Genomic DNA, 22135 nt, shown 5'->3' with positions numbered 1-22135 from the left:
TTAATCCCCCTTATCTACTGTTTAAACTGCTTGTATGTTTGGTTAACTCCTATAGCTACACCCCAACACAATATACCTTGCATTATTGACGTAACATTGAATCCAACTAAGCAAACGCTAAATACTATTCCTAGAAGTAAAAGTATAATAGGAATATACTTATTATTTAAAATAGGGTAGCTTTTGCATGCTACCCCTAATACATTTAGAACAACTACAATAATAAATAGTTGCTCTGGTATAAAACTCATAATATCCATAAAATCACCCCTTCTATCTTATTAATCCTGATTGCACCATATATATAAAGAACCCTATAAGCGATGTTATCATTACACCTACTAGCCATTTAAGTACGCCTGTTAATCCCTTTAAATCACTACATAATGTTTCTATTTGTATAGCAAAAGCAGCTTGTTGCTGTTCTAGCTTGTCTAATCTTTCTGAGTGGTTGTCTATTCTACATTTATGAGTATCAATTTGATGTTTAATCAGTTCCTCATTCATTTATTCATCTCCGAATCTTAAAAATTTATATAAGGGATAGAATTATCTACCCCACTGTTTTATTGCAATAAAAAAGCACCTACTATTATGTAGATGCAAACGAAAAAACACCTCTATCCTGAGGTGAATAATTTAATGAGATATAATCGTTTCGTTTATATCAAGGTGTTTTTTCAAGGTATTATTATGTTTATAACACTGATACTTCATGTGTTTGTTGTGATTTAATCAGTATTATATTTTATTATATTCACTTTGACTTTTTTTATGCAATAAAAAAGAACTCTACTTAGTATAGTCCTCGCTCGTTATTTCCTTATATTCTGTTTCTGTTATCTTCTGTTTATCTACTGCATTTTTAACCATTTCTTTATTCCAAAATTCTCTTTCGAAATACTCTTTTATTTTATTGAAGTTTAGTATTAGCATTATAATAAACCTCCCATCATTAGAACATACTCCGTATTTGCTTGCCCTTGTTCTAACTCATACACTCTATCTTTTAATAACTCTTCTTCTGTTTTTGGTTTTTCAATATATTCTAATGTAACTTTTTTAGTTGTCGTATTAAATAACCTATTATAATCATGAGTTTTGCATTTTTCTAAATCTTCTCTTTCAAAATCTTCAGCATTTACTAATACTCCTTGTGTTATATCACCCCCATGAGTAAATGGGAAATAATTTACCCCTGTCACTAAATATATATCATCTTCTTTTTTCACTAATTGTGTTAATAATATTTGTTTGTCACTTAGCATTTAATACACTCCTTTTTATATAGTATCGTATATAGTTTTAACTACAATGTTTTCAGTTACTTTAAAATTATCTTGCAAGAAAAATACATAACTATTATTCGTTACACATGATACTAAATTTTCACCTAACATTACGGCATTACCATTAGTTGATCTCGAAACTGTCATTAGTTTTAATCCAAATTTATCATGTCGTGTAATTTCATTATTTGCACAAATAAAATGATCTAGTAGACTATTTGTTGCTACTGCATGAAGATTAGCTCCAAAATTGTACCCCCATATTCGTATAAGATTCGAGTCAAAATAAGACATTGATCCGGATACTGAACCTGTTACGCTTCCATCATCATGAAAAATAACTTGATTATTTGTACTTGTAATAGCTGTTTTAATTAAATTTAATTGCTTATCATATATTGACATTGAATTGCCTATAGCCACAGCTATCATATTTTGTTTTACATTGTAATCCATAGCATATATTCCATCTGTGATTACTATACTTTTTATTTCTTCGCCTGTATTACCATCTAGCTTTATAAGTCTTTCGCCTTCTCTATGGGAGAAATATCCTACATATACATTAAATTCATCATCTGTAGTAAATGCTTGAATAGTTGTAACTGGGAACTCTTTAACCCAAACTAAATCACCATTTAAAGTAAATTTATATACTAAGGTCTTAGTTTCTGATGAAGCATCACCAGTAGTTATAAAATGTCCGTTACCATCAAATACAACACGTTCAACCCAACCATTAAATTTATATTGCCATAATACTGTACCGTTGATTGATATTTTTCTCAAAATACTATCCGCACTATAGCGGCTATATGGTGAACAATAAGAATTTCTTTCTTTATCCATATTCATTCGTTGTACAGAAAAACCTAAGTCTTTTATAGTATTTTTTTGTTCTGATATAGGCAATGTAATTCTATTATATGAAGTTTCCTTAAAACCTTTGTAATTACTATCTTCCCATTGAACAACCCCTATTTCATCCTCTGCAATAGGCGATCTTACTATAATACTATCTATATTATCCGCCATCTTCTGGAACGAATCGCTACCATTTGTCGGTACATCCTTGCCAGTAACAGCGGTAGCGATTAACTGTTTCCCACTACTGACAGATTGCTTTAAATTGGCTATTTCTCCGTCTACTTCTGCTTTATTGTTAGCTATAGCCGTTTCTAAAGCGCTTTTAGTTGTATCTATCTTGGTATCTAGTGCTTTATCCTTATTTGTTAGTTCCTTATCTTTGTTTGCTAACTCTTGTAACGCACCTTCTACATTTACGCTCGTAAAATTGTTCTCTGCGTCCGCTATAGTTACTTTGTTTCCTGTAAGCTCTATATTGTCTACTTTTTCCTTAGTTTCCTCAATGCCATCTTTTAAAATAGTTATTTCTGAGTCGATTTTATCCATGTTAAAGTTAGAATCTTCTACATTATAGAAGTCTGTTGGATCCGGTTGCTTTAAACCTAATTTCTCTGTATGTTTCATTAAATCACCTCTTCCCTAAGTTGATTATGGGTTTTAGCTTGCAACTCTGCATGTGTGTATTTATAGAATGTTTGGTGCTGGTTGTAAATTAGTTCTACATACTGCAACATGTTAGCTGGTATCATCTTAGTAAGTACTTTTCTGATTTCCTCTACTTGGTGTTTTGCAGTTAATTCGACTTTTATAGTTATTTTATATTTTGTATGTTCTAAATTAACTTTGTATCCATCTTTACCACATAACAAGGCAAGCTTCTCTTTAAGAACTATTATTGTATATGGTAACTCGTCGAATAACCTAGCCGCTATCCTAAAACGCCTATCTTCAAGTGTTTCAGTTCCTTTTGGAGTTATCTTTAAAATGCTTTCCCATCTTAAAATACCATCTATAGTTAATTCTCTTATAAATCTATCTTTTAAAGCGTTGTTTATAGCTTCCTGCAGCTTTGCTACCTCTTTATCTACAACCCTAGATATCTCTTTAAACTCGGCTATATTCTGCAAATTTTCCGGATAATAATTTAGTGTACTTATCTTATTCAACTATCTCACCTACCGAGCCTAATCTAACTATATTATCTTTTTCTACAATATAATTCTTCTCTAAGCCGTTTATCTTAGTTCCTTCTATATCTATTAAGCCATCAATATTTAAGATTCTAGTTTCTATTTGAGATATACGGACTATTGTGTTGTCCTGTTCTTCCCAATTTACATTTAATTCATCTAAGTATTCCTCTAATATTTCTTTTATAATAGGATATACATCCTCCCAAGACCAATCGCTTTGCAGTGTTAGCTTAGTTTCTATATGTATAACGTCCGATTCTACTCCTACAACTGTTACTACATGTCCTATTGGAGCTAACCCCTTGCCTTTTCCTGCTGATTCAGGAGGATCAATCATATTTTGTACATACTCTATAAGATTAGGCTCTGGAACTTCGTTGAATCTATTTGTTATTGTTAATTTAGTAGTACCGCCACCTTGCCAAACTGGTGTTACTTTAACCCCTCCGACATCTTGGATGCCTTTAACTTTATCTTTGTAATCTGCTTCATTTCCCCCGAAGGCTTGTTGATTAGTACGACTAGTTACTCTCTCTCTTAAATCTTCTGTGTCCTCTTCGTCCTCGCCATGTAATAATAAACCTACTAACTCCGAGGTCTTTAAACCTTGCAAGTAATTAACTGGCACTAAATCGCCGCTTACATTTCCTATATCTCCGGATTGCTCACACTGTAACTTATATGTATATTCCTCTCCCTCAATTTTCTCTGTAACTAAGAAATATAAATCATCAAGGGTAAATCTCCAACCTAAAGGTATTTCCATATCAAATACACCTTTACCTACTGCATAAGTAGCTTCGTAAGGCTCAATAGACTTATCTTTTCCATGTTTAATTAAACTGTCTCTACTTGCTGTATCTGGGAATCCTTCGTCATAGACAGACCCCAAGTTCATATATAGTCTTGCAAGAGCGATAGCGGTAGGTGCTAGCGTTACATATATGGGACTTCCCTCTCTTTTGTCAAACTCGTCTGACACATCATCTAGCATTCTATCTAAAATATTTTCATATGTTTGCTCATCGTACATATATTATGCTTGCACCTCCTTCTCTATCTCCATTTCCCCAAACTTACTATATACAGTAAACTTTACATGCAAAGACCTTCTCCCTTTAGTAAACTCAAAGCCACCTACATCTAGTATTCTATCGTCTTGCGTTAGAGCCTCTGTAATTCTTCGATCCAATTCAGGAATTACAAAAGAAATAGGCTTGCCTATTAAATCTTTAATCTCAGCTCCATAATTCCAACTAAAAATTAAATTTTTATATCTCTCGGTATTAAGAATCATGTATATAGATTGTTTTAGAGCTTCTTTTTCATCTATAAATCCAACAATACAGTTATTCTCAAAGTCTATTTTAAAAGCTTTACTTGGATATTCTATAACCTTAAAATCTGGAATCTGCTCAAACGGATCGTCTAAATATCCATTATCCGCAAATAAGTTATAATCCATATCATCACATCCTATCTATTACAACAAACTTTTGTCCGCCTTGCATTCTAATTAATATCATTTTATCTCCTATTTTAAGCTCTTTTTTTCTCACTGTTTCAGTTAGAATTAGTTGAGCCATTGATAATGGCATCTTTAATTCAACTAATATCGTTAGAGGGGAAATACTTGTTATATTACCAAAACAGATGGCAACAGGTTTCGAAGCTTCAACTGCCGTCAATGCCGCTTCTTTGATCGTGTCATATATTTTTCCATTTTCGTCCATATAATCCCCCTTAAATAAACCTCATGCCTTTTACAAAGCGTTTCTCCATTGTGCCAGTTAAATTACTTTTCTTTATTACGTCACCTGTTTGTGGTGAGTGTATATACTTATTTTCTCCAATATACATACCAACATGGGTTATATATGTACCTCCTGCCGTTTTAGCAAAGAATATTAAATCTCCCACTTGCAAGGCACTTCTAGTTATAGACCTTCCGTTGTTTGCAGTTGCTTGCGCTCTCGAATTCCTTGGAATAGTTATGCCTAAAGCATGTTTGTATATCCATTTTGTATAACCAGAACAATCGAAATGACTTGGACCTTCTCCGCCCCATTTATAAGATTTTCCTAAATGTTTTTCTGCTTCTGCAACTAATTTCTTTTGTTTGTCACTTAAACCTCCTGAGTTAGTTGTTGCTGGTTTAGTATAAACAGCATCTGCATCCGCTTTTACTCCCGTACCACTTAAAGATACACTATAAGCTTTACCTGCAATTTGTTGATAGTATTTGCTTACTCCCGGGATCCAGTGTTTGTTGAGAGAACTGTCGCTCAATGGAGCATATTTATTTCTTATAGCTTCTAAGCTCTTTTTACCTATATAAATATAATTTCTAGACAAGTTAGAGATACCAGCTTTTATTCCTTCCTCTCTACTACTATATGTCTTCCCTTTCATTCCAAAGAAATTGTTCCTATTCTTACAAAGTGAAGATGTGCCGTTACCAGTCTCGTGAATCGATATAGCCGCCATTAGAGCAGGATTAACTTTATAAGCATTAGAATGTTTCAAGAATGTTTCTCCCATTCCGTATAGTTCGCCTTTAAATACACTGTCTAACATTTTAGCTGTGATTCCATGCCCCCAATCTGTACCTGTCGGTGACATGTTGCTTGCATTACCGCCGCCTTTGCTTTCGGAACTGGTTCCTGTAGATATTAGACCGCTAACAAATTCGCCTCCAACAAGCAAGAAATCCATAGTATGTCGGTTATTCTCAAATTTATGTTTTATATTCTCAACCATCATATAATTTTTAAGTTCTAAATCGCCTAAATTTAAATGAACTGGAAGTGTGCATCCCGGTCTAACTCTTAAATCTCCGAAAGCATCTTGTATCTTTAAAGTTTTTGTCTTCTTATTGAACAATTTAAGCAATATCTGTGCCTTTTCTACTGCATTTACTGTGTTGTCTATCTCTTCATAATATTGTAATTGTCCCCAACTCTTTATATGATTGCTGTCCTCTTCGATATAAACATCCCTCATGCCTGTCTCTTCGTTTGCCCTTACTAATTTAATCCTTGTGTATGTTTGATCGTCTATAGAAGAGTTATAATCAAAATCCTCAGCTGTCTCATTATTTATAAGCAAGTCGAGTTTCATATTCTTAATGTTTTTCAAACATATTTCGGATCGATCACAGTACAATACAAACATTTCTTTGCTATTTTGTATAGTATCATCTAACGCGCCGTAGATCATATCTAAATATGCTTTGTTCTCCTCGACCTTAGAAGCTATTTTGTACTTTGTATCTTCTATAGTTCCCATAGTAAAATCATAAATTTTAGCAATCATTTTTACTAGTTCGCTTGCAGTTTTATTCTCATATACTAATGTATCTTTATTTTTAAAAGATCTGAGCCTATCATATGCAGTTACTTGTATGTGCTGATTCTTGTCCCTTTTCTTTTGATATATACGACCATACCACAGCAATGTATCGCCTTTCATGAGTCTTACAGAGTTCCCCTCGCAAAAATCTATTATACTATCTTTTATAACTGTAAAAGTCAATTTACTTGGTGACCCTTTTCTTTCCATGTCTAATACAATACTATCTGCTGTAATTGGTTCATAAAAGTTTTCAAACTTTGCGATTAACAGTCTGTAACTATTGTCGTACCTTACCTTTGCTTTAAGTGCATCATTAAGCTTATCCGCGGAGTTTATTGCATCCTCTAATATATTACTCAAGTTTCAACACCTGCCCCGCATATATGGTATACTTAGGAACATTTTTACCTGCATTCCTCTTATCCATCATATCTTTATTTAGTTCATAAACTTTTTTATAAAGCGCCCCATTTCCTAATTGTGCTTTACATATGTCGTATAAGTTATCATTTGATTTTACTGTACAAGTCTTACCGCTAGGCTTATTCTCTCCTGCAGGTCGCTCTTGTTCCGGCTTTACAACCGTAGTTCCGTTATTATTGTTGTTCGCAGGCTTATATACTATTGTTGCGTATTCTCTATAGTTCTTAAGTTTAGCTATTATAGTTATGTCGGAGTTGTCTTCTGCATCCTCTTCTATTTTATAATCCTCTAAACTAACTTTATAATTGGTATAAAAAAAAGCCTCTGACGAATTATCCATCGTTCTAGAGACTATAAACTGGAAAGGCTTTTGACTTAATTTTAAATCCTCATATTTTTTTAAAAAGTACTTTGCATCTTTAAATCCATTTAAATACTTTGCAAACGGATATTGTCTGTGCGGTATGTTAAAACTTACATCTATTTCTGTAAGACCTGCCGGCTTCAAGATGTTTACTTCTATTCCATTTATCAAATCAATTGTCTTATTTTTATTATTTATTGCCATAGTCATTTTAGAAGGAGGAATTGGCATCAGTTCCCCATCTAGATAAAAATCATATGCCATTTACACCCCTCCTAAATATATAATCCTTCTGCTCCAATAGCTACCTGTTCTTTTATTGTAGAATTCAAGTGTTCCACTACACCATCTAAGTCTAGATCACTATTGATTGTATTGTGATTAGTTATATCCACTTTAACCTCTACAGTGCTATTATTTATTGTATTTTGTTCTGCAATGTCTCTAAGATACTTTAAATCCTCTTGTGTAGCTTCCATTGTCTTAGCCATCTTTGCAGTGTTGGCGGCTGTTTCTTTATCGGCTTTATTTCCGCCTGTTAACGGGTTACCAGCTCCGCCAAGACCATTATTTAGGTTGTTAAGACCGTATTTATCATCAAATAAATCTCCCAATCCTAAATCTTCTCTAGCCTTGTCTCCCCATTTATTTATATCAAACATGCCCTTAACGTTATTTTCGAACCCTTGCCCTACTTTGTATCCAGCTTTAGCTGCTTTCCCGTATTCTAATCTATCTATACTATATTTAGAAGCGTCAAACCTCTCAACTTTTATTTTATTGTCTCCGAATTTATCATTAGACCACTTTTGTAGTTTGTTTTGAAATCCTCCTAAAGCCGACTCTAGATTGCTCCCAAATAACGTGTCTATTGCACTAGCTATACCTTTTAAAATGTCTAACACATAGCTGCCTAATTGTGTAAATAGCCTACAAATAGCACCGATCGGATCATTAAACACGTTCGCAAGGAATTCTGCTACAGTTGCGAACCCGTTCCAGAATATACCTATCACATTAACCACATTATTTGCCATCGCTATAAATATATTAGCAATAATAGCGCCCATTACATAGAAAGCGGCTACAACTATACCAGTTGCACTTATGCTAGTTCCTGCGAAATAATTAAAAATAGCAATTCCCGCATACACAGCTACTACTACAAGTAATATTACTGCAACTACCATAACCATTGTAGTTAAAAGCAGTAACATCGAGCCGCTTAAAGCATCCGTTGCTATCTTCGCGGCAATAGTCATCATAATGTTTGTTAGAAGCGATCCATTTAATATGTTTGTCCATAAGGTTTGTAGCATTGTTACAGTTGCTTGTATACCTGAAATTACTACTCCTGCGAGTATAGCCATTCTATAAGCCGTCCATAATGCAATTGCTCCAATTAATATAGGCGCCAGCATAGAAAATCCAGACATAATAAAGGATACAAGATTATTTACAGCAGTTAATACTATGCCTACACCTTGCGCAATTAATGTAAATGTAGTTAAAGCTATAGTTGCAAATTGTTGAAATCCTTGGTTATTAAATATATTTAAAAAGCTACTTGCAACGGTGGCTACACTATTCCCGATTACATACATTGCATCTACAAAATCTTCTGCAAATACTTTTAAATGGTTACTTGTCATTACTTCCTGAATTTTTTTATTGATCTGCCCAAATATCATAAATGCGTGATTCTTTACCGCCGTACCTAATTGTGCAAATGTATAAGGCATCTGTTCAAACATTTTATTTGTTTCATTTGCTGATTCCATTATTGCATTTTTTACAATATCTGCTGACAACATTCCTTCTGATGCCATCTCACGTATCTTCCCGATTGGCACATCTAGATAATCCGCTACAGATTTAATGATGTTAGGCGCCGCTTCAAACACTGAATTTAACTCGTCTCCACGAAGTACTCCAGAACCTAAAGCCTGTGTTAACTGAATCATAACCGAGTTCATTTCTGCTGTAGTTGTACCTGCAATTGCAAACTTCTTATTTAATTGCTCTGCAAATGCAACAACTTCTCTTGTACTACTAAATGCATCACCAGCATTCATGCCTATTCTTGCGACAATATTTGCTGTATCTGCATAAGCGGCTCTAGATCTTTGTGCGCTTTGGAATATCATTTTATTTAATTGGTCAGTTGTCTGCAAACCGTCATTAATAAGATTTAATCGAGCGTGAGTATTAGTAATTTGATCGGATAGACCACTTACAAAGTTGATTCCTCTCATTAAAGCATATACTCCAAATAGTTGTTTAGCCTTTCCGATGAGCGTGTCAAATCCGCTTGATCCATTTCTAACAGTATTGTTGAATCTATCTTGTGAATTTCTAGAATTATTTATCTGTTGCTCTACTTGTCTAAGCTGTGTTTCAGCATTGTTTAATTCTGCTCTAGCAGATGAAATATTATTTATATCAATAGGATTAGATGATGCCCTTTGCATTTGTTCAAATGAACTTATAACTATATTCATGGAATTTGTTATAGATCTTAGCGCAGGTGACATCCCGTCATGCAGTTGTATAGCCGTTTGAATGCTAGCCATAGAGTCCCTCCTTTCCTAAAAAAATACATAATAAAAGCACCTACAAAACTGTAAATGCTTTTATTATATTCCTATTAATTATTTAAATCATTAGCCACGCCATCTAAATCCATATCATCTTTGTTATTATTATTAGTATTTACATTTATTTTCTCTGATGTGTCTCTTCCTTCGTTCTCTTTATCTCCTGAGATGTCATTGTAGTATACTACATTTTCTTCCTTATATATCTTCTTAGGTTTTTTTCTTGTATTTTCAGCTATTTCACTTGTATTTTCAGCTATTTCTTTTAAGTACTTTAAGTATTCATCATCCGACATGCCTTCTTTTCTATCGGGAGTCTCTTTATCCTGTTTTGAACTCTTAGCATTATCTTCTGATGTTTTTTCCTCTATATTACTTTTATCAACTTCTTTTTCGTTGCTGTTATCTTTTTTTATTTCTTCTTGTTTCTGAGGTTTTGAGTCAGTACTTGCTGAGTTTGAATCACAACCAACTAGCGAAAATAGAACTAAAGAAATAACAATAATTAAATATGCTTTCTTTCTCCCCATTACATACTCCTCCATGATTTTTTATTTTATTGAACAGTTAATGTTTATTTCTTATTTGATCCTGCCCAAAATTGGTTACCACACGATAAACAAGTGATCCTTACTTTCTTAGCACCTATATTCCCAGCTGTTAAACCTATTCCGCCTGCAATTGAAGCTCCAATTACCGCCTTGCCAATTCCAAAGCCTTTTTTATCAGCTGAGAAAGACGTCGAACCACACTTGGGGCATTTTATATTGTCTTTTTTTTCTTTGTTTAACTGTTCTTTCATAGAAACAGTCTTTCCGAGATTTTCTCTATTCTTATGTCTTTCTGCCACTTCTGGATTATTTGAATAATATTCTCCATATGGTTTCTCTAGAATTTTTTTGCATATATCCTTATCAATTCCAGTTTTCTCCCAAAGTCTCCTTACACTAGATGCTTTTATATAGCTCGTTTCTTCCATTATCTTATGTATATCTACACCTTTTAAGTCATAGTCATTTATATCAATTTCTTCCTCAATATTTTCGATATCAATGGTATCTTTATTTGAATCTAGTTTAGTCCCACAGTTAGAACAGAAACTTCCCTCTGCATTAATCCCACAGTTAGAGCAAAAATTGGCCATAATATAACCTCCCTATAAATTGTTATATACCAATATTATACAACAAATACAGGAGATATATTGTCGAATTATCTCTTTTTTGCCTTTGCTTTTTTAGCTTCTTTCTTTTCTGCTTCAAGTTTTAACTGTATCGATCCTACAACAAATGCTCTTTCATTAACATCTCTTTTAAGAAAATCAGTTGGAAATATACCTTTTTCTTGAAGGAGATAATGTGATATATTCGAATCAAAATCTCCTTCTTTTATTAGTTTTTTGCCTGTTCAACTTTCTCTTCAAAACTTACATCATATCCAAGTAGCTTGTTTACTTCCATTAGAAGGTCTACATATTCACCAGGTAATAGTATTTTATTAAGTGCTTCTACCGCTCCCATTACTCCAACGCTATCTTGTAGTTCTTTATCGTGAAAATTCGGGTCAGCTACACAAGCTATGCATAATTCTGCTTGATACCTTTCTTGGTCTACTGTAGGTCTAAATTGCCCCTTTTTGCCGGGAACTGGAAGCTCCTTTGTACAAGACTTTCTTATAGCAGAATCTTGTCCTGAATCAATAGCCTTTAATTCCCATTCTATAGGTTTTCCATCTTTGTCCTTATATCTTATCGATGGTGCATATTTCACACCTTCTAATTTTATTGCATTTTGACTTAAAAACGTTGTTAAATCCATATTTTATATTCTCCCTTATTTTTAAATTAATTATATTTTTGCATAAAAAAAGCACCCTTATTTATCTAAGAAATAGAGTGCTTATATTACGTTATCTGATATGTCAAATTGCTCCGGATATTCAAAATCATCGAACGTCATTGAAATATCCTCCTCCAAAACCTCTGCATCTACATCTAACATTGCTAATATTCCTCCGTCTGTGTTGCAATCCTTCGCAATAAAAGTTTGTCTGCCTCGCCTAGATGTTGTATCTTCGTTTGAAACAGTTGTCGTAAAGTAAATATCTTCTCCTGTTTCTTTGTATCTGTACATTAACATTCTAAGAACGGATGTATTGTAATAAATTGTTCCTTCGGCTGCACCTTCCCAACCAGTTGACTTGTTAACAGCACCAGTTCTACCCAATACTCTCTTTTTTACTTTTGTTTTTTCAAAATTAAATTGTAAATTTATTATACTTGCAAAATGATATCTATTTCCCTCTATGTCTACATAGCATTCACCTTGCGAACCTGCAAGCATATCTTGCACTATTATTTGTTTTGCTGCAAGTGCCATCTAATCACCTCTCTTTTATTAATTTACTACTATCGTCATGTATAATTTTTCTGGAGCATTGACTGGCTGAATAGCCATTGTAGATACCATACTCCTTTTATCTTCTCCTTCTAACACCACAATATCTTGAGCGTTGAAGTTTTCTATAGCATCTAGTCTATCGTACTCTTTATTTAAATCTACAAGATCATTCCAGTAAGCTATTACCAGAGAACTTAGTTTCCCTCTAGATCCGATATACTTTGCATTGTATATCTTTGATGCGTCAATAGCTTCCTGATCTAATACTCTAATTGTTTGGTTATAACTAAAGCTGTCATTTTTAATTTCTGTAAAAGTCGTTAAGGTATTTATATCTTTTAGTGTTTTGACTTCATTACTTTCTCTATGAAATATAAATTTGCCTGACAATAAAGCATCCTTTAGTTCGTCTTGGTTATAACTTACATCAATTGTAAACTCTCCGTCATAAGTCTTGTTTAAAGCTGAATCATTAATTTCACACCCTGCTGACTTACCTGCAAGCCAATATACTAACGAAGATTCTTCCCAGTTTTTATCTAGGACTTTATTTTCTACAGATATAATGCCTTCGTAGTTAGCATCTTCTCGTCTGTAAAGTACAGTTTGGAATTTAACACCTTCCTCATCGCGCATTCGCTTAGTAAATGCAATAAATAAGTCTTGCACTGTCTTTTCTGTAGATGTAGTTCCTAATATATTAAAAGCGTATGTATCAATTTTCTTTAAGAAATCTTGATATTCAACTCCAGTTGTATCTCCACTAGCCCCACCAGTTAAAGGCATACCCGCTGTCAGTTCCAATGCTACTTCTCTATTCCAAACTACAAAATCATTATCCTTAAGCTCTGCTACATCTTTAACTAACTGCGTATCTACTTTTGTAGTATCAATAAAAGTCTTTACTTCAAACTTTGTTATATCATCTACGTTCTGCGATACAACTATCTTTATGTCATTTCCCCTAACTCCTGAATATTTAGCTGTAGACATAGTATTTTTAGCCTTTTCTCCTGCATTAAGTCTATATAGATAAGCGGTTTTAATGTTTCTAAATAAATCCCTTAATCCCTTTAGTTTTTCATGTGCTAAATCATATCCAAACAGTTTTAAGGAATCTTTTTCAACCTTCTCGATATTAACTTCTATAATTTCGCCTTCTACTCCCCAGTCAAGGAGAATTGGCATAGCCGCAACTCCTCTTTCGGATAACATAGAGGGCGCTCTACTTGCACTTATAGTGGTTATATAAGTACCCGGCAATACTTTATCTTGTTTTACAAATACACCGCCTCCTAAAGCCATTACATCACCTTCTTTTCAAATTTATCTATTTCTTTATCTACTTCTAAAAAGGAATACTCTTTATCTGCATCTAATAACGCAGTTAATAAATCTCTTTTAGCCGCATATTTCTCAGAATTAATTAACTGCTCTTTGCTAAATCTAGCAATCCCTACAGTATCTTTTTTCTCTAATTCTGCTTTTTTAGCCATCCAATCACCTCTTTATATTTATTCGAAGCTCTAAATCTCCCAACTCTTCGTATTGCTCTACTTTTCTCACAAGTACATTGTAATTAACAAAGAAATGTAATTTATCATCTACAGTTTCAGCGTGCATACTAGATCCACGATTTAATTCTCCATTAAGTAACTCTATTACCTCTAACCCCTCAAATAAATCCTCTGTAACGCTATTTATCTCGCTGTTTGTATCTTCGCTACCCGGAAAGTACATAACATCAAATAAATACTCTACTCTCTAAGGCTTTGTTTATTAGGATACTGCGTTTTACTAGGATCTAATGACTTAATAAAAAAGCAAGGCTCTTTAAAGCCCTGCTTTACTGCTTCAGTGTATATGTCGTAATCATCACCGAACAATTCATTTAACCTTATCGAAATACCATCTATCAATCTATTTATCATTCGAAGCACTTCCTTAAATATTCCATTAATTTCTTTTCTAATAATTTAGGTGCTTGAGCTTCTATCTCATTCTCAGATATTGTTAGCATAAATCTTCCTTCTACCCAACCTTTGCCACCTCTTTTCCTGTGTCCGAAATTAACATAACTCGCATATTCTGTTGGGTTAATTATAGTTATCTCATACATATCCCCTTTTTTTACAACAGGCAAGGCATAAGCAAATGCTTTAGCATTCATTCCTGTTCCATGAGTCCACCCTCGCCTTAATGTTCCGCCAACTTTACCGGAACTTGCAGGATATTGACCAACTGGTGTACGTCTAATTACTTTTCCTAATAATCTAGCAGTAAGCTCTCTTGAACACTCTCTACAAAACGCTTCAATATCTTGGCTTTGCAATTTCTTTAAGTTATCATTAACCCTTTTCAACTTTTTAAAATCAGCACTTCCCCATTTAGCCATAGTTAACTCCATTTCTCAAATAGTTCTAAAACTATCTCTTGATGATTGCGATGTAACGCTGGTTGACCACTATTTTTAAACGATAAGGCTTTATTATCTCTAGTTACAACTATTTTAGATCCTGCTTTTATGACTATATCCGGGTTTATAGATAACTTTGCAGCTTGCCCAATCTTTCCTACACCATCGTCAATTGTAGTAGATGTAATAGTTTTGAAAGATAACTTGCATGGTATATTTTCGTGAACTATATCCCAGTTATGCTTAGTTTGCTTTGTTACTGGATCTTTGTAAGGCAAGTACTCATATATATTACAAGTATCAAAGTACATCTTTTCAATAGATTTCCTTGCTTTACTTATATCTACCATTTCAACCTCCTGAAACTAGCAAATTCACCTTTGCCAGACTCCATAAGATTTTTAACCAGTTTGTCAAATCTCTGCTCTGGTGTTTGTCCTGCTTCAATTGCATATGTAACAGTGGTATCGCCATCTTGTATCTGCTTTTCTATCAAATCAAAATCATATTCGGTAAGTTGTCCTGATTGTTTCTTTGCAAATAAAAATTCCCCACAAATCCTATCAATTTCTACTTGATATAGTCCGTCAGGAATTTCAGTTATATTACATTCATTCTTTATTTTATTTTCTACTTTGTCTATTACAAATTTTATTGTAAGGCTATCTGTATCAATTAATTTATATCCAAGGAACTTAAGCCTATTTTTTATATCTTCCATTATGCTAGACATGAATAATCACCTACTCTTTATTCTTGCCTTTGCCTTTATCTTTTCCTTTTGGCTTGTCTTCAACCTCAACATTTGGCTCAGGCTCGTTTTCTTCTTCTTTTTCTTTCTCTAGTTCTTTATCTTGCTCCGCTTCTGGTTCTTTTTGCTCTTCGATTTCTTCGATCTCATATCCATGAGCTTTAAACCATTTCAATAAATCTTTATCCTCTGTCTCTCCAACTCCATTAACAAAGCCTACGCTAGCAGATAGTCCAGTGTATTGCTTGTTTGGTGCAAGTACTTTAGCCATATAATCACCCCTTATTTAACTTTAATATTTCTCATTACACCGGCTGCTTTTGTAGCTTTTAATGCCACCGCTGCAACCATTTCGACCTCACCTGTTTTTACTGCTCCAGATGTTTTATAATCAGGCAGCCATGTGTTAACTGGTGCTTGTCCTGCCATTGATATAGCGTGGAAACCATCTAAACCAAGTCTAGCTACATATATAGATGTCTCTCCTGTTTCTGCATCTGTTTTAACTACATCCTCATTTGATCCGGATTTAGCTCCAAAATTTACTAGAGGTATATTACCGTATGACTCAATTTGTTGACCTATATCATTTTTAGTCACTTGATACATACCTGCCCTTCTTGCGCATGCTCTTATCTTGGCTATTAATTTAGTGTTTCCACCTATGAAAGATGGCGCTCCATCTAATCCCATTAAGAACTCGTCTAATTCATCTAAAAACGTTGTGTAATTAGCTGTTACAGCACTTGAAGTGGATAAATCTATTACACCGGGTTTATATTCTGTTGAGCTTCCAGCTAGAGCCTTTTCTAATCCATCAAAAGCTTTAGCATCAACTGCACTATCCCCATTAATTACTGTGTCATTAAATAATGCTGATGCGGCTTTAATTTTTTGAGTCATTTGTAAATCTACTTCGCTTATAATTCCACCCATATTAGCTATTATTCTGTCTATTTGGAATGATCCCCCAAATACTTTCAAATCAGTTGTATATCTTTGTTTTGTAACCTCTGCAGGTGTATATTCTTTATTCACCTCTCTAAAGTTTGCAGTAGGTTGTGTAATTAATCTTGTATATCCGTATGTTAATGTAGCCCCTCCACCTGTTGGAGATACGCAATCATCAAAAGTTAGGTTGTTAAATAAAAAATTCGATTTTCTAAATTCGTCTATAACTCCCATTTGTAAATCATCTTGTACGTTTTTTTGTGCTTCCAATAATGTTACTGCCATTAAATATCATCCTCTCTATTCGTTATTATTTCCTTCTAATCTTGCTTTAATTGCTTCTGTAAGTGTTAAAGGTCTATCGGGTTCTGTATTTCCTGTTCTGCCTTCTGCAGGATTAACACCTTTAAAATTAGCTTTGTCCTGTTTTGTATCTAGATCAAACATAAACTTGCTATTTTCGTCTTCTTTAAGCTGCTTTAATTGGTCTTCTAAGCCGATTATATTGTCACCATCAAGCTTTATATTGTCCATGTTTAATAAAGCCTTAACAGCCTTTGTATTTCTTGCCTTTGATGTTATTAAGCTATTCTCTATTACATTATCTAACTTTACTTGAGACATCTCAGACTCATATTTTTCTTTGTTAGCTGTGTTCTCTAGCTGTAAACTTTCTATTTGTTGTTTCAAATCGTCTACATTTCCAGCCTTCTTTAATGTTTCTAACTGCTTATCCCTTTCAGCTATATCTGTTTCTAACTGTTTCTTTGACGCATTTACCTCGTCAAATCTGTTCTTAGGTATAAAACTCTTTAATTCATTTAAAGAAGCTTCTTCAACCTTCTTAGCATCTTCCTCGCTTAATCCAAGCTCTATCAGTTCTTTCTTAGTCATTCTTTTTTACCACCTTTCAAAAACATTTTTTATCACAGTTCAGTCTGCGTATATTTGTCTTTATAGTTTGCGTCCAAAATACCAAAATGACGAGATTATTTCATAAAAATAGCACCCTTTAGGTGCATTATTCATTTAAATATAAATATGAAGTATTTCTTCAATTTCTTCGCTAATGTGTTCTGCCTTTTAACAGGTCATCAAAAGAACTATTAAATTTCTCATATGCTTGTTGTAATTGCTTGGAACCCTCGCTATTTACTTCCGGATACTTACGGTCTAATTCTTCCCCTGTAAACTCTCTTGATTTTGAAATAGCTTCAATTCTTCGCCAACATCTGTCCAATTCGATTCTATTATCTTTATTTTCCATATTAACCTCTCCTATTTAACGTATTTTTTATACCACTCTTTATAACTTATATTACCTGGTACATAATAAACTTTTCCGTCTTTTCCCCTTGCTGCTCTCATAGTCATTAAGTCCTCTATCCAAGGAGCTGTGGTAGTCCTACAGAAGTTATGGAATGGCGGAGCTGTTACCCATATCTTATATTCGGATAGTAGGAATACTTTCGTGTCCATTCCCTTGCACTTTTCGCTAGTCTTAAAGTCTAAAGTTGCAATAATCTCGTACTTTTCTACTCCCAGATCATCGAAACAATCTCGCCTTGCAACAGACGAAAAGAAAGCGGATTCAGTCATTATCAAGTTACCAGCATTTCTTTTTGGTACATCAAACTTACTAGCTAATTCACTAATAAGTTTCTTAGGATCTTTCCCTTGGATCATACTGTTAACAAAGTCATTTTCTAAGTAATATAAAAGTTCCCCTCTATACTTTCCCCAGATCCTACGACTAAAGTCCAAGCCATCCGCTGTCCAAGGTTTACTTAGTACTTTGTTTATTTTATTAATGTCTAAAGCAGCTATTTGTGTTGCAACTCCTAACCCCTTAGCCATTTCATACGCTGTATGGTAGTAATTGCTAGTATAAGCATCTTTCATTAGTGAATTGGCACTGTAATACTGCTCTGAAAACAATACTTCAATTTGATTCTGTATCTGCAATTTAAGTGCATCTAGTCTTGTTATATGTGCTTTTGCTGAAGCATTCTCAAGCTCCCTAATCCACTTTTGATTGACCTTATTCTCTTTACCATACTTGATATATTCTTTTACATCCCATTGAAGCTCTTTGAGTTCTTTAGTGTTAAGCAATAACTTAGCTTCGTCATAACTTATCTCATTGTTTACTGCAAATCTCATGTACCAGTTAGATATTTGTTTCTCGATATCTCTCATGGCTTTAATGTATTGCTGTTCTACTTTGTACTTATGAGCTTTTGACTTCCTGTGTTGAACTTCTTCGAGATATGTAAATCGGTAATTCCAGTATTCCCTATTTCTTTTTTTAACTTTAACTTTCTTATTCGCCACCTAACCACCACCAGTATCATCGGGGAAATCTTCGTTCATATAATCTTTAAGTGCCTGTTTCTTTTCAGCTTTTATTCTCTTAAGTTCATTTGCAACATCTTTTACCCATGGATGTTCAGATGTAATAGTCTCAGAAGATATGATTCCCATTGACTTCTGACAATTATCAATCGACTCGGGTTCGTTTATTAACATATCCCTATTAAATATAATGTTTACCTCTTCATTGAAAAAATCATCTTCGCCAGTATTAGCAAGGTGAACATCAATAAACCAAAGCAAATCCTCAAACGAAGCTTGGAATTCTGTTTCCATTCCGTTAGCATCTAGATCTATGTCAGAATACATACTTTGTATATTCATTTGATTAGGGTTGTTCTGCATTCTGTCACTCTTAGCATCGTACCCTCTACCATTCTCTACAATAGCTTTCTTGAAAAGTTCTAATATAGCTTTGTAGTTTTCTGCATTTACTTTAACCTCTAATGTTTTTACATCTCCTGCTGCTCCGTCTACGGTCTTTATTTTAACTGCTCCATAGGTTGATAAGTTTTGTCTAAACTCTCCTAAATCCTCTCCGTCATAATTCACAACAACCATAATAGTGTTTCTGGAATCCTCCTGCATGTTATTCTCAAAATCAGATAACATTATATTAATTCCATCTTGAAGTGATTTAACTCGCTTGATAAGCGGTGTCTCATTGTTATTGTATTTAAAAGCAATGAGTGGAACTCTTTCCCAGTTAACCTCTTGCAATTTCTCATTTTCTTCTATAGTAAGATGTGATGAACGAGGATTTTCATAATCCGGTATTAAACAGTTATTCTTTAAAATATATCTATCAATACCACCTGTTGAATATACTTCTACCTTTTCAACAATTTGTTTTCCGCTACCTTCAAATATGTCTGTCTCATAAAGTCTAATTGCAAAGTCTAGCTCTGTATGTTCTGAGTCCTTCCAAAAAGGGAGTATCTCTCTAGCTTCAAACCGCTTAAAACTTAATTCACTATTGTCATTGTAATATGGATGCAGCCAACCCAAACCACCATTTAAGGAGTCCTCAGCTAGATTCTTAAACATCCTTAGAAACTTCTTATTAAATACAACCTTTAGTAATTTTGTATATGTTTCACTCTCTGTCTCATAAGTAAATGGCTTACCAAACAAGTAATTAACCTTTTGATCTACAAGCTTACTGTACTGATTGTCCATTACCTTATTATTCGGTAAATTTTCTACTTCTATTAGCTCGCCGTCTTCACCTATAGCAGTCCTTTTTCTTTTTAAGATATCGTGCATATCATCGTAATATTCTTCCCCGATAATTTGCATCTTACGAGCGTTTGAGCGCTTCCATTGATTTATTTCATATTCCAAGAACTTTATATTACTTGGTGACTGTTCTTGTGGTTTATTTAGTACACTATTCAGCTTAGCAACCCCCTTTCGTATGAATCTAAACATATGTATCACCTACCTTATTTAAAACTGAATACATCGCCCTTGATGAAGCTCTCTAGCGCATATCTCATAGCATCCATTAGATGGTTGTAATCATCAATTGGCTTGTTAATCTTCTTGCCGAATTTATCTTTATCCCAAGTATATGTACTAATTTCTGTTATGAAGTTTACACACTTAGGATGTATTATAATTTTGTAATCCTGTATGTACTGGATGCCGTTATTTATACTGTCCTTGCCTTTTCTAGCGCCTCTGATATTCCTAAGCCCTAACTCTCTAAGATGATCTATATCCTTTGGTGAAGCTGAGTCTGCCGTGATCTTTTCTTTTGCATAACCCATCTTAGTAACTTCATCTTTGATTCTTTGATTAGACATGCCCTTCTGATACATTTCATCAAATACATATATTTCTTTATTTTTCTCATCAACCAAGCCACAAAATAGCGTAGATGCATCATTTGTATATCCGATGTCCATCCCGAAAGCTGATTTAATTCCAACCTTCTGTCTTATTTTATCTATATCAAACAATCTTTCTTCCCAGTTCTCATAAACAAGACCATCAACTATACCCCAATTACCAAGTCCTGCGACTTGATAACGCCTCGGATTATCTTTTTTCATCCTTTCGAATACCTTTTTATCTGCATCATCTAGAAACTCGTTACAAAGGTAATTAGTTGTCTTAGCCATTATATCTGGATCATTCTCTGCATCAAAAAAACGCCCCTTTATCCAGTGATGTTCATTCCACGGGTTAAAAGTAAGCGTTAACTGTTTAAATAAATCTTCAGGTACTTCCCCTCTTATAGATTCATCAAGCATATTAAAAGCATCTTCATCCATTATCTCGTAGCATTCTTCAAGCCAACACCAACACAGACAGCCAACCTCAACTGTTATTGAAGTTATCTTTAATGGATCATCAAATCCTCTAAAGTAAATCTTTTGTCCAGTAGGTAAATATGTTATCTCTAGCGGACTACTTGTGCTATCCCAAAAGGCATCTACACCGAGTCTGTTAATTGCCCACTTTAATTCTTTGTAGCAACTATCCCTAAGTGTGCCAAAGACCTTACGAACAACTAGCAAGTTTGCCTCTGGGTGCTTCATCAGTTTGGTTATATAGTATAAAGCTGTAGTCTTAGATTTCTTAGATGCCCTAGACCCCTTACAGACTCTGTAACGACCTTTAAAGTTCCAGTAATCTTTATACCCTTTACCTATAAGTTCAGGCAAATATATTTTCTTAATCTTCAAGTTCGTCATCACCTGCAATAACAATAGGGATAGCTCCCTCAACTTCTACTTTATCAGTCCAAAGCCTATATCTTTTTCCTAATTGTTCAGCTGCTTTATTTCTGTCTTTTATACTTGGAGCTACATCTATTACTTTAGTTACCGTCTCATATCCTCTTTTCTTTCCATCTTCACCAATTACAGGCTTTTGTTCTTGTGAGATAACAGGTTCAACCTCTTCTTTTCTTAAAACTTTAGTTAGATACTCCATTATTTCCTCGGCATCAGCAATTCGGTTAGAGGATATCTCTTCTAGCTTTTCATCTATGTATTTTTTTATATTAGGTTTTCTTAGGTTTTCAGTTCCTATTACTGCCGCTGTATTCTTACTATATTTCGCCTTAATTGCTGCTTCTGTGGCGTTGCCTGTAGATATATAATAATCACAGAACGCCCTTTGTTTAGGTGTTAATTTCACAACGCCAC

General features: G+C 34.0%; 30 protein-coding genes and 1 pseudogene. All 31 read right to left on the bottom strand.

The features are described from left to right. Positions 1 to 14: 14 nt before the first annotated feature. The 31 genes and pseudogenes from J2Z43_RS08880 to J2Z43_RS08730 all read right to left on the bottom strand — a co-directional run bounded on the left by J2Z43_RS08880 (position 15) and on the right by J2Z43_RS08730 (position 22127). A complete protein-coding gene (locus tag J2Z43_RS08880) occupies positions 15 to 260 on the bottom strand; it encodes a phage holin family protein (RefSeq protein ID WP_209456866.1) in 246 nt (81 codons plus the stop codon). Between the two features lie 13 nt (positions 261 to 273). Then, entirely contained in the window at positions 274 to 507 is a 234-nt protein-coding gene (locus J2Z43_RS08875; RefSeq protein WP_024621097.1) for a hemolysin XhlA family protein, read from the bottom strand. 285 nt (positions 508 to 792) lie between these two features. Further along, positions 793 to 936, bottom strand: a complete 144-nt coding sequence (locus J2Z43_RS08870) for an XkdX family protein (RefSeq protein ID WP_209456865.1) — start codon at positions 934 to 936, stop codon at positions 793 to 795. Further along, positions 936 to 1268 (bottom strand): hypothetical protein, encoded by a 333-nt coding sequence (locus J2Z43_RS08865; protein ID WP_209456864.1) that lies wholly within the window; start codon positions 1266 to 1268, stop codon positions 936 to 938. Before J2Z43_RS08865 ends, J2Z43_RS08870 begins: the two co-directional genes overlap by 1 nt. 15 nt (positions 1269 to 1283) lie before the next feature. Beyond that, a complete protein-coding gene (locus J2Z43_RS08860) occupies positions 1284 to 2780 on the bottom strand; it encodes a WD40 repeat domain-containing protein (RefSeq protein WP_209456863.1) in 1497 nt (498 codons plus the stop codon). Continuing rightward, a complete protein-coding gene (locus J2Z43_RS08855) occupies positions 2780 to 3322 on the bottom strand; it encodes a putative phage tail protein (protein ID WP_209456862.1) in 543 nt (180 codons plus the stop codon). Before J2Z43_RS08855 ends, J2Z43_RS08860 begins: the two co-directional genes overlap by 1 nt. Next, entirely contained in the window at positions 3315 to 4382 is a 1068-nt protein-coding gene (locus J2Z43_RS08850; RefSeq protein ID WP_209456861.1) for a baseplate J/gp47 family protein, read from the bottom strand. The genes J2Z43_RS08855 and J2Z43_RS08850 overlap by 8 nt, the downstream gene beginning before the upstream one ends. Before the next feature lie 3 nt (positions 4383 to 4385). After that, positions 4386 to 4814 carry a DUF2634 domain-containing protein gene (locus tag J2Z43_RS08845; protein WP_209456860.1) on the bottom strand — a complete coding sequence of 143 codons (429 nt, stop codon included), beginning with the start codon at positions 4812 to 4814 and terminating at the stop codon, positions 4386 to 4388. 4 nt (positions 4815 to 4818) lie between these two features. Next, positions 4819 to 5082: a DUF2577 domain-containing protein gene (locus J2Z43_RS08840; RefSeq protein WP_209456859.1), complete on the bottom strand. Its 264-nt coding sequence runs from the start codon at positions 5080 to 5082 to the stop codon at positions 4819 to 4821. Between the two features lie 10 nt (positions 5083 to 5092). Further along, positions 5093 to 7063, bottom strand: a complete 1971-nt coding sequence (locus J2Z43_RS08835) for an XkdQ/YqbQ family protein (RefSeq protein WP_234926268.1) — start codon at positions 7061 to 7063, stop codon at positions 5093 to 5095. Then, positions 7056 to 7754, bottom strand: coding sequence for a LysM peptidoglycan-binding domain-containing protein (locus J2Z43_RS08830; protein WP_209456858.1), 699 nt, complete (start codon positions 7752 to 7754; stop codon positions 7056 to 7058). The genes J2Z43_RS08835 and J2Z43_RS08830 overlap by 8 nt, the downstream gene beginning before the upstream one ends. Before the next feature lie 11 nt (positions 7755 to 7765). Then, entirely contained in the window at positions 7766 to 10063 is a 2298-nt protein-coding gene (locus J2Z43_RS08825; RefSeq protein WP_209456857.1) for a tape measure protein, read from the bottom strand. 74 nt (positions 10064 to 10137) lie between these two features. Next, positions 10138 to 10617, bottom strand: coding sequence for a hypothetical protein (locus J2Z43_RS08820; protein WP_209456856.1), 480 nt, complete (start codon positions 10615 to 10617; stop codon positions 10138 to 10140). Between the two features lie 44 nt (positions 10618 to 10661). Further along, positions 10662 to 11231, bottom strand: coding sequence for a zinc ribbon domain-containing protein (locus tag J2Z43_RS08815; protein ID WP_209456855.1), 570 nt, complete (start codon positions 11229 to 11231; stop codon positions 10662 to 10664). 247 nt (positions 11232 to 11478) lie between these two features. Continuing rightward, positions 11479 to 11904 (bottom strand): phage tail assembly chaperone, encoded by a 426-nt coding sequence (locus tag J2Z43_RS08810; RefSeq protein ID WP_209456854.1) that lies wholly within the window; start codon positions 11902 to 11904, stop codon positions 11479 to 11481. 81 nt (positions 11905 to 11985) lie between these two features. Continuing rightward, a complete protein-coding gene (locus J2Z43_RS08805) occupies positions 11986 to 12465 on the bottom strand; it encodes a phage tail tube protein (protein WP_209456853.1) in 480 nt (159 codons plus the stop codon). A gap of 18 nt (positions 12466 to 12483) precedes the next feature. After that, the gene (locus J2Z43_RS08800; RefSeq protein WP_209456852.1) at positions 12484 to 13791 is read right to left on the bottom strand and encodes a phage tail sheath subtilisin-like domain-containing protein; all 1308 of its coding nucleotides are present in this window, start codon (positions 13789 to 13791) and stop codon (positions 12484 to 12486) included. After that, entirely contained in the window at positions 13791 to 13982 is a 192-nt protein-coding gene (locus J2Z43_RS08795; protein WP_209456851.1) for a hypothetical protein, read from the bottom strand. The genes J2Z43_RS08800 and J2Z43_RS08795 overlap by 1 nt, the downstream gene beginning before the upstream one ends. Positions 13983 to 13986: 4 nt before the next feature. Continuing rightward, positions 13987 to 14232, bottom strand: a pseudogene (locus J2Z43_RS08790) (phage tail terminator family protein); the annotation flags it as partial. Positions 14233 to 14243: 11 nt separating this feature from the next. Next, positions 14244 to 14417, bottom strand: coding sequence for a phage tail terminator family protein (locus J2Z43_RS08785; protein WP_209456849.1), 174 nt, complete (start codon positions 14415 to 14417; stop codon positions 14244 to 14246). Next, positions 14414 to 14881, bottom strand: a complete 468-nt coding sequence (locus J2Z43_RS08780) for an HK97 gp10 family phage protein (RefSeq protein ID WP_209456848.1) — start codon at positions 14879 to 14881, stop codon at positions 14414 to 14416. The genes J2Z43_RS08785 and J2Z43_RS08780 overlap by 4 nt, the downstream gene beginning before the upstream one ends. A gap of 2 nt (positions 14882 to 14883) precedes the next feature. Continuing rightward, a complete protein-coding gene (locus tag J2Z43_RS08775; protein ID WP_209456847.1) occupies positions 14884 to 15252 on the bottom strand; it encodes a hypothetical protein in 369 nt (122 codons plus the stop codon). After that, positions 15246 to 15635: a hypothetical protein gene (locus J2Z43_RS08770; protein ID WP_209456846.1), complete on the bottom strand. Its 390-nt coding sequence runs from the start codon at positions 15633 to 15635 to the stop codon at positions 15246 to 15248. The genes J2Z43_RS08775 and J2Z43_RS08770 overlap by 7 nt, the downstream gene beginning before the upstream one ends. A gap of 10 nt (positions 15636 to 15645) precedes the next feature. Then, positions 15646 to 15924: a hypothetical protein gene (locus J2Z43_RS08765; protein ID WP_209456845.1), complete on the bottom strand. Its 279-nt coding sequence runs from the start codon at positions 15922 to 15924 to the stop codon at positions 15646 to 15648. An 11-nt stretch (positions 15925 to 15935) separates the two neighbouring features. After that, complete coding sequence (locus tag J2Z43_RS08760) at positions 15936 to 16889, bottom strand: major capsid protein (RefSeq protein ID WP_209456844.1); 954 nt, start codon at positions 16887 to 16889, stop codon at positions 15936 to 15938. Positions 16890 to 16904: 15 nt separating this feature from the next. Beyond that, positions 16905 to 17498 (bottom strand): phage scaffolding protein, encoded by a 594-nt coding sequence (locus J2Z43_RS08755; RefSeq protein ID WP_209456843.1) that lies wholly within the window; start codon positions 17496 to 17498, stop codon positions 16905 to 16907. A gap of 172 nt (positions 17499 to 17670) precedes the next feature. Further along, entirely contained in the window at positions 17671 to 17871 is a 201-nt protein-coding gene (locus J2Z43_RS08750) for a hypothetical protein (protein WP_209456842.1), read from the bottom strand. 11 nt (positions 17872 to 17882) lie between these two features. Beyond that, on the bottom strand, positions 17883 to 18938 hold the full coding sequence (locus J2Z43_RS15160; protein WP_209456841.1) for a minor capsid protein: 1056 nt from the start codon (positions 18936 to 18938) through the stop codon (positions 17883 to 17885). Beyond that, complete coding sequence (locus J2Z43_RS08740) at positions 18939 to 20408, bottom strand: phage portal protein (protein WP_209456840.1); 1470 nt, start codon at positions 20406 to 20408, stop codon at positions 18939 to 18941. Positions 20409 to 20422: 14 nt separating this feature from the next. After that, positions 20423 to 21670 carry a PBSX family phage terminase large subunit gene (locus tag J2Z43_RS08735; protein WP_330617489.1) on the bottom strand — a complete coding sequence of 416 codons (1248 nt, stop codon included), beginning with the start codon at positions 21668 to 21670 and terminating at the stop codon, positions 20423 to 20425. After that, positions 21660 to 22127, bottom strand: coding sequence for a terminase small subunit (locus J2Z43_RS08730; protein ID WP_209456839.1), 468 nt, complete (start codon positions 22125 to 22127; stop codon positions 21660 to 21662). The genes J2Z43_RS08735 and J2Z43_RS08730 overlap by 11 nt, the downstream gene beginning before the upstream one ends. Positions 22128 to 22135: the final 8 nt, after the last annotated feature.

The organism is Metaclostridioides mangenotii, from assembly GCF_017873185.1.
In the GTDB taxonomy this organism is placed as follows: domain Bacteria; phylum Bacillota; class Clostridia; order Peptostreptococcales; family Peptostreptococcaceae; genus Metaclostridioides; species Metaclostridioides mangenotii.
Note: the sequence above shows the minus strand (reverse complement) of the source record. Positions and strands in the feature narration are given on the sequence as shown.

Coding starts and splice junctions, on each gene's coding strand:
- J2Z43_RS08830 (WP_209456858.1), bottom strand. CDS start 7,754: ATGGCATATGATTTTTATCTAGATGGGGAACTGATGCCAATTCCTCCT.
- J2Z43_RS08870 (WP_209456865.1), bottom strand. CDS start 936: ATGCTAATACTAAACTTCAATAAAATAAAAGAGTATTTCGAAAGAGAA.
- J2Z43_RS08760 (WP_209456844.1), bottom strand. CDS start 16,889: ATGGCAGTAACATTATTGGAAGCACAAAAAAACGTACAAGATGATTTA.
- J2Z43_RS08865 (WP_209456864.1), bottom strand. CDS start 1,268: ATGCTAAGTGACAAACAAATATTATTAACACAATTAGTGAAAAAAGAA.
- J2Z43_RS08795 (WP_209456851.1), bottom strand. CDS start 13,982: ATGGCTAAAAAAGCAGAATTAGAGAAAAAAGATACTGTAGGGATTGCT.
- J2Z43_RS08775 (WP_209456847.1), bottom strand. CDS start 15,252: ATGGTAGATATAAGTAAAGCAAGGAAATCTATTGAAAAGATGTACTTT.
- J2Z43_RS08845 (WP_209456860.1), bottom strand. CDS start 4,814: ATGGATTATAACTTATTTGCGGATAATGGATATTTAGACGATCCGTTT.
- J2Z43_RS08850 (WP_209456861.1), bottom strand. CDS start 4,382: ATGTACGATGAGCAAACATATGAAAATATTTTAGATAGAATGCTAGAT.
- J2Z43_RS08765 (WP_209456845.1), bottom strand. CDS start 15,924: ATGGCTAAAGTACTTGCACCAAACAAGCAATACACTGGACTATCTGCT.
- J2Z43_RS08880 (WP_209456866.1), bottom strand. CDS start 260: ATGGATATTATGAGTTTTATACCAGAGCAACTATTTATTATTGTAGTT.
- J2Z43_RS08750 (WP_209456842.1), bottom strand. CDS start 17,871: ATGGAAAATAAAGATAATAGAATCGAATTGGACAGATGTTGGCGAAGA.
- J2Z43_RS08770 (WP_209456846.1), bottom strand. CDS start 15,635: ATGTCTAGCATAATGGAAGATATAAAAAATAGGCTTAAGTTCCTTGGA.
- J2Z43_RS08800 (WP_209456852.1), bottom strand. CDS start 13,791: ATGGCTTTAGGAGGCGGTGTATTTGTAAAACAAGATAAAGTATTGCCG.
- J2Z43_RS08785 (WP_209456849.1), bottom strand. CDS start 14,417: ATGATAAATAGATTGATAGATGGTATTTCGATAAGGTTAAATGAATTG.
- J2Z43_RS08820 (WP_209456856.1), bottom strand. CDS start 10,617: ATGGGGAGAAAGAAAGCATATTTAATTATTGTTATTTCTTTAGTTCTA.
- J2Z43_RS08810 (WP_209456854.1), bottom strand. CDS start 11,904: ATGGATTTAACAACGTTTTTAAGTCAAAATGCAATAAAATTAGAAGGT.
- J2Z43_RS08825 (WP_209456857.1), bottom strand. CDS start 10,063: ATGGCTAGCATTCAAACGGCTATACAACTGCATGACGGGATGTCACCT.
- J2Z43_RS08860 (WP_209456863.1), bottom strand. CDS start 2,780: ATGAAACATACAGAGAAATTAGGTTTAAAGCAACCGGATCCAACAGAC.
- J2Z43_RS08740 (WP_209456840.1), bottom strand. CDS start 20,408: ATGTTTAGATTCATACGAAAGGGGGTTGCTAAGCTGAATAGTGTACTA.
- J2Z43_RS08875 (WP_024621097.1), bottom strand. CDS start 507: ATGAATGAGGAACTGATTAAACATCAAATTGATACTCATAAATGTAGA.
- J2Z43_RS08840 (WP_209456859.1), bottom strand. CDS start 5,082: ATGGACGAAAATGGAAAAATATATGACACGATCAAAGAAGCGGCATTG.
- J2Z43_RS08805 (WP_209456853.1), bottom strand. CDS start 12,465: ATGGCACTTGCAGCAAAACAAATAATAGTGCAAGATATGCTTGCAGGT.
- J2Z43_RS08755 (WP_209456843.1), bottom strand. CDS start 17,498: ATGACTAAGAAAGAACTGATAGAGCTTGGATTAAGCGAGGAAGATGCT.
- J2Z43_RS08780 (WP_209456848.1), bottom strand. CDS start 14,881: ATGGCTAAATGGGGAAGTGCTGATTTTAAAAAGTTGAAAAGGGTTAAT.
- J2Z43_RS08815 (WP_209456855.1), bottom strand. CDS start 11,231: ATGGCCAATTTTTGCTCTAACTGTGGGATTAATGCAGAGGGAAGTTTC.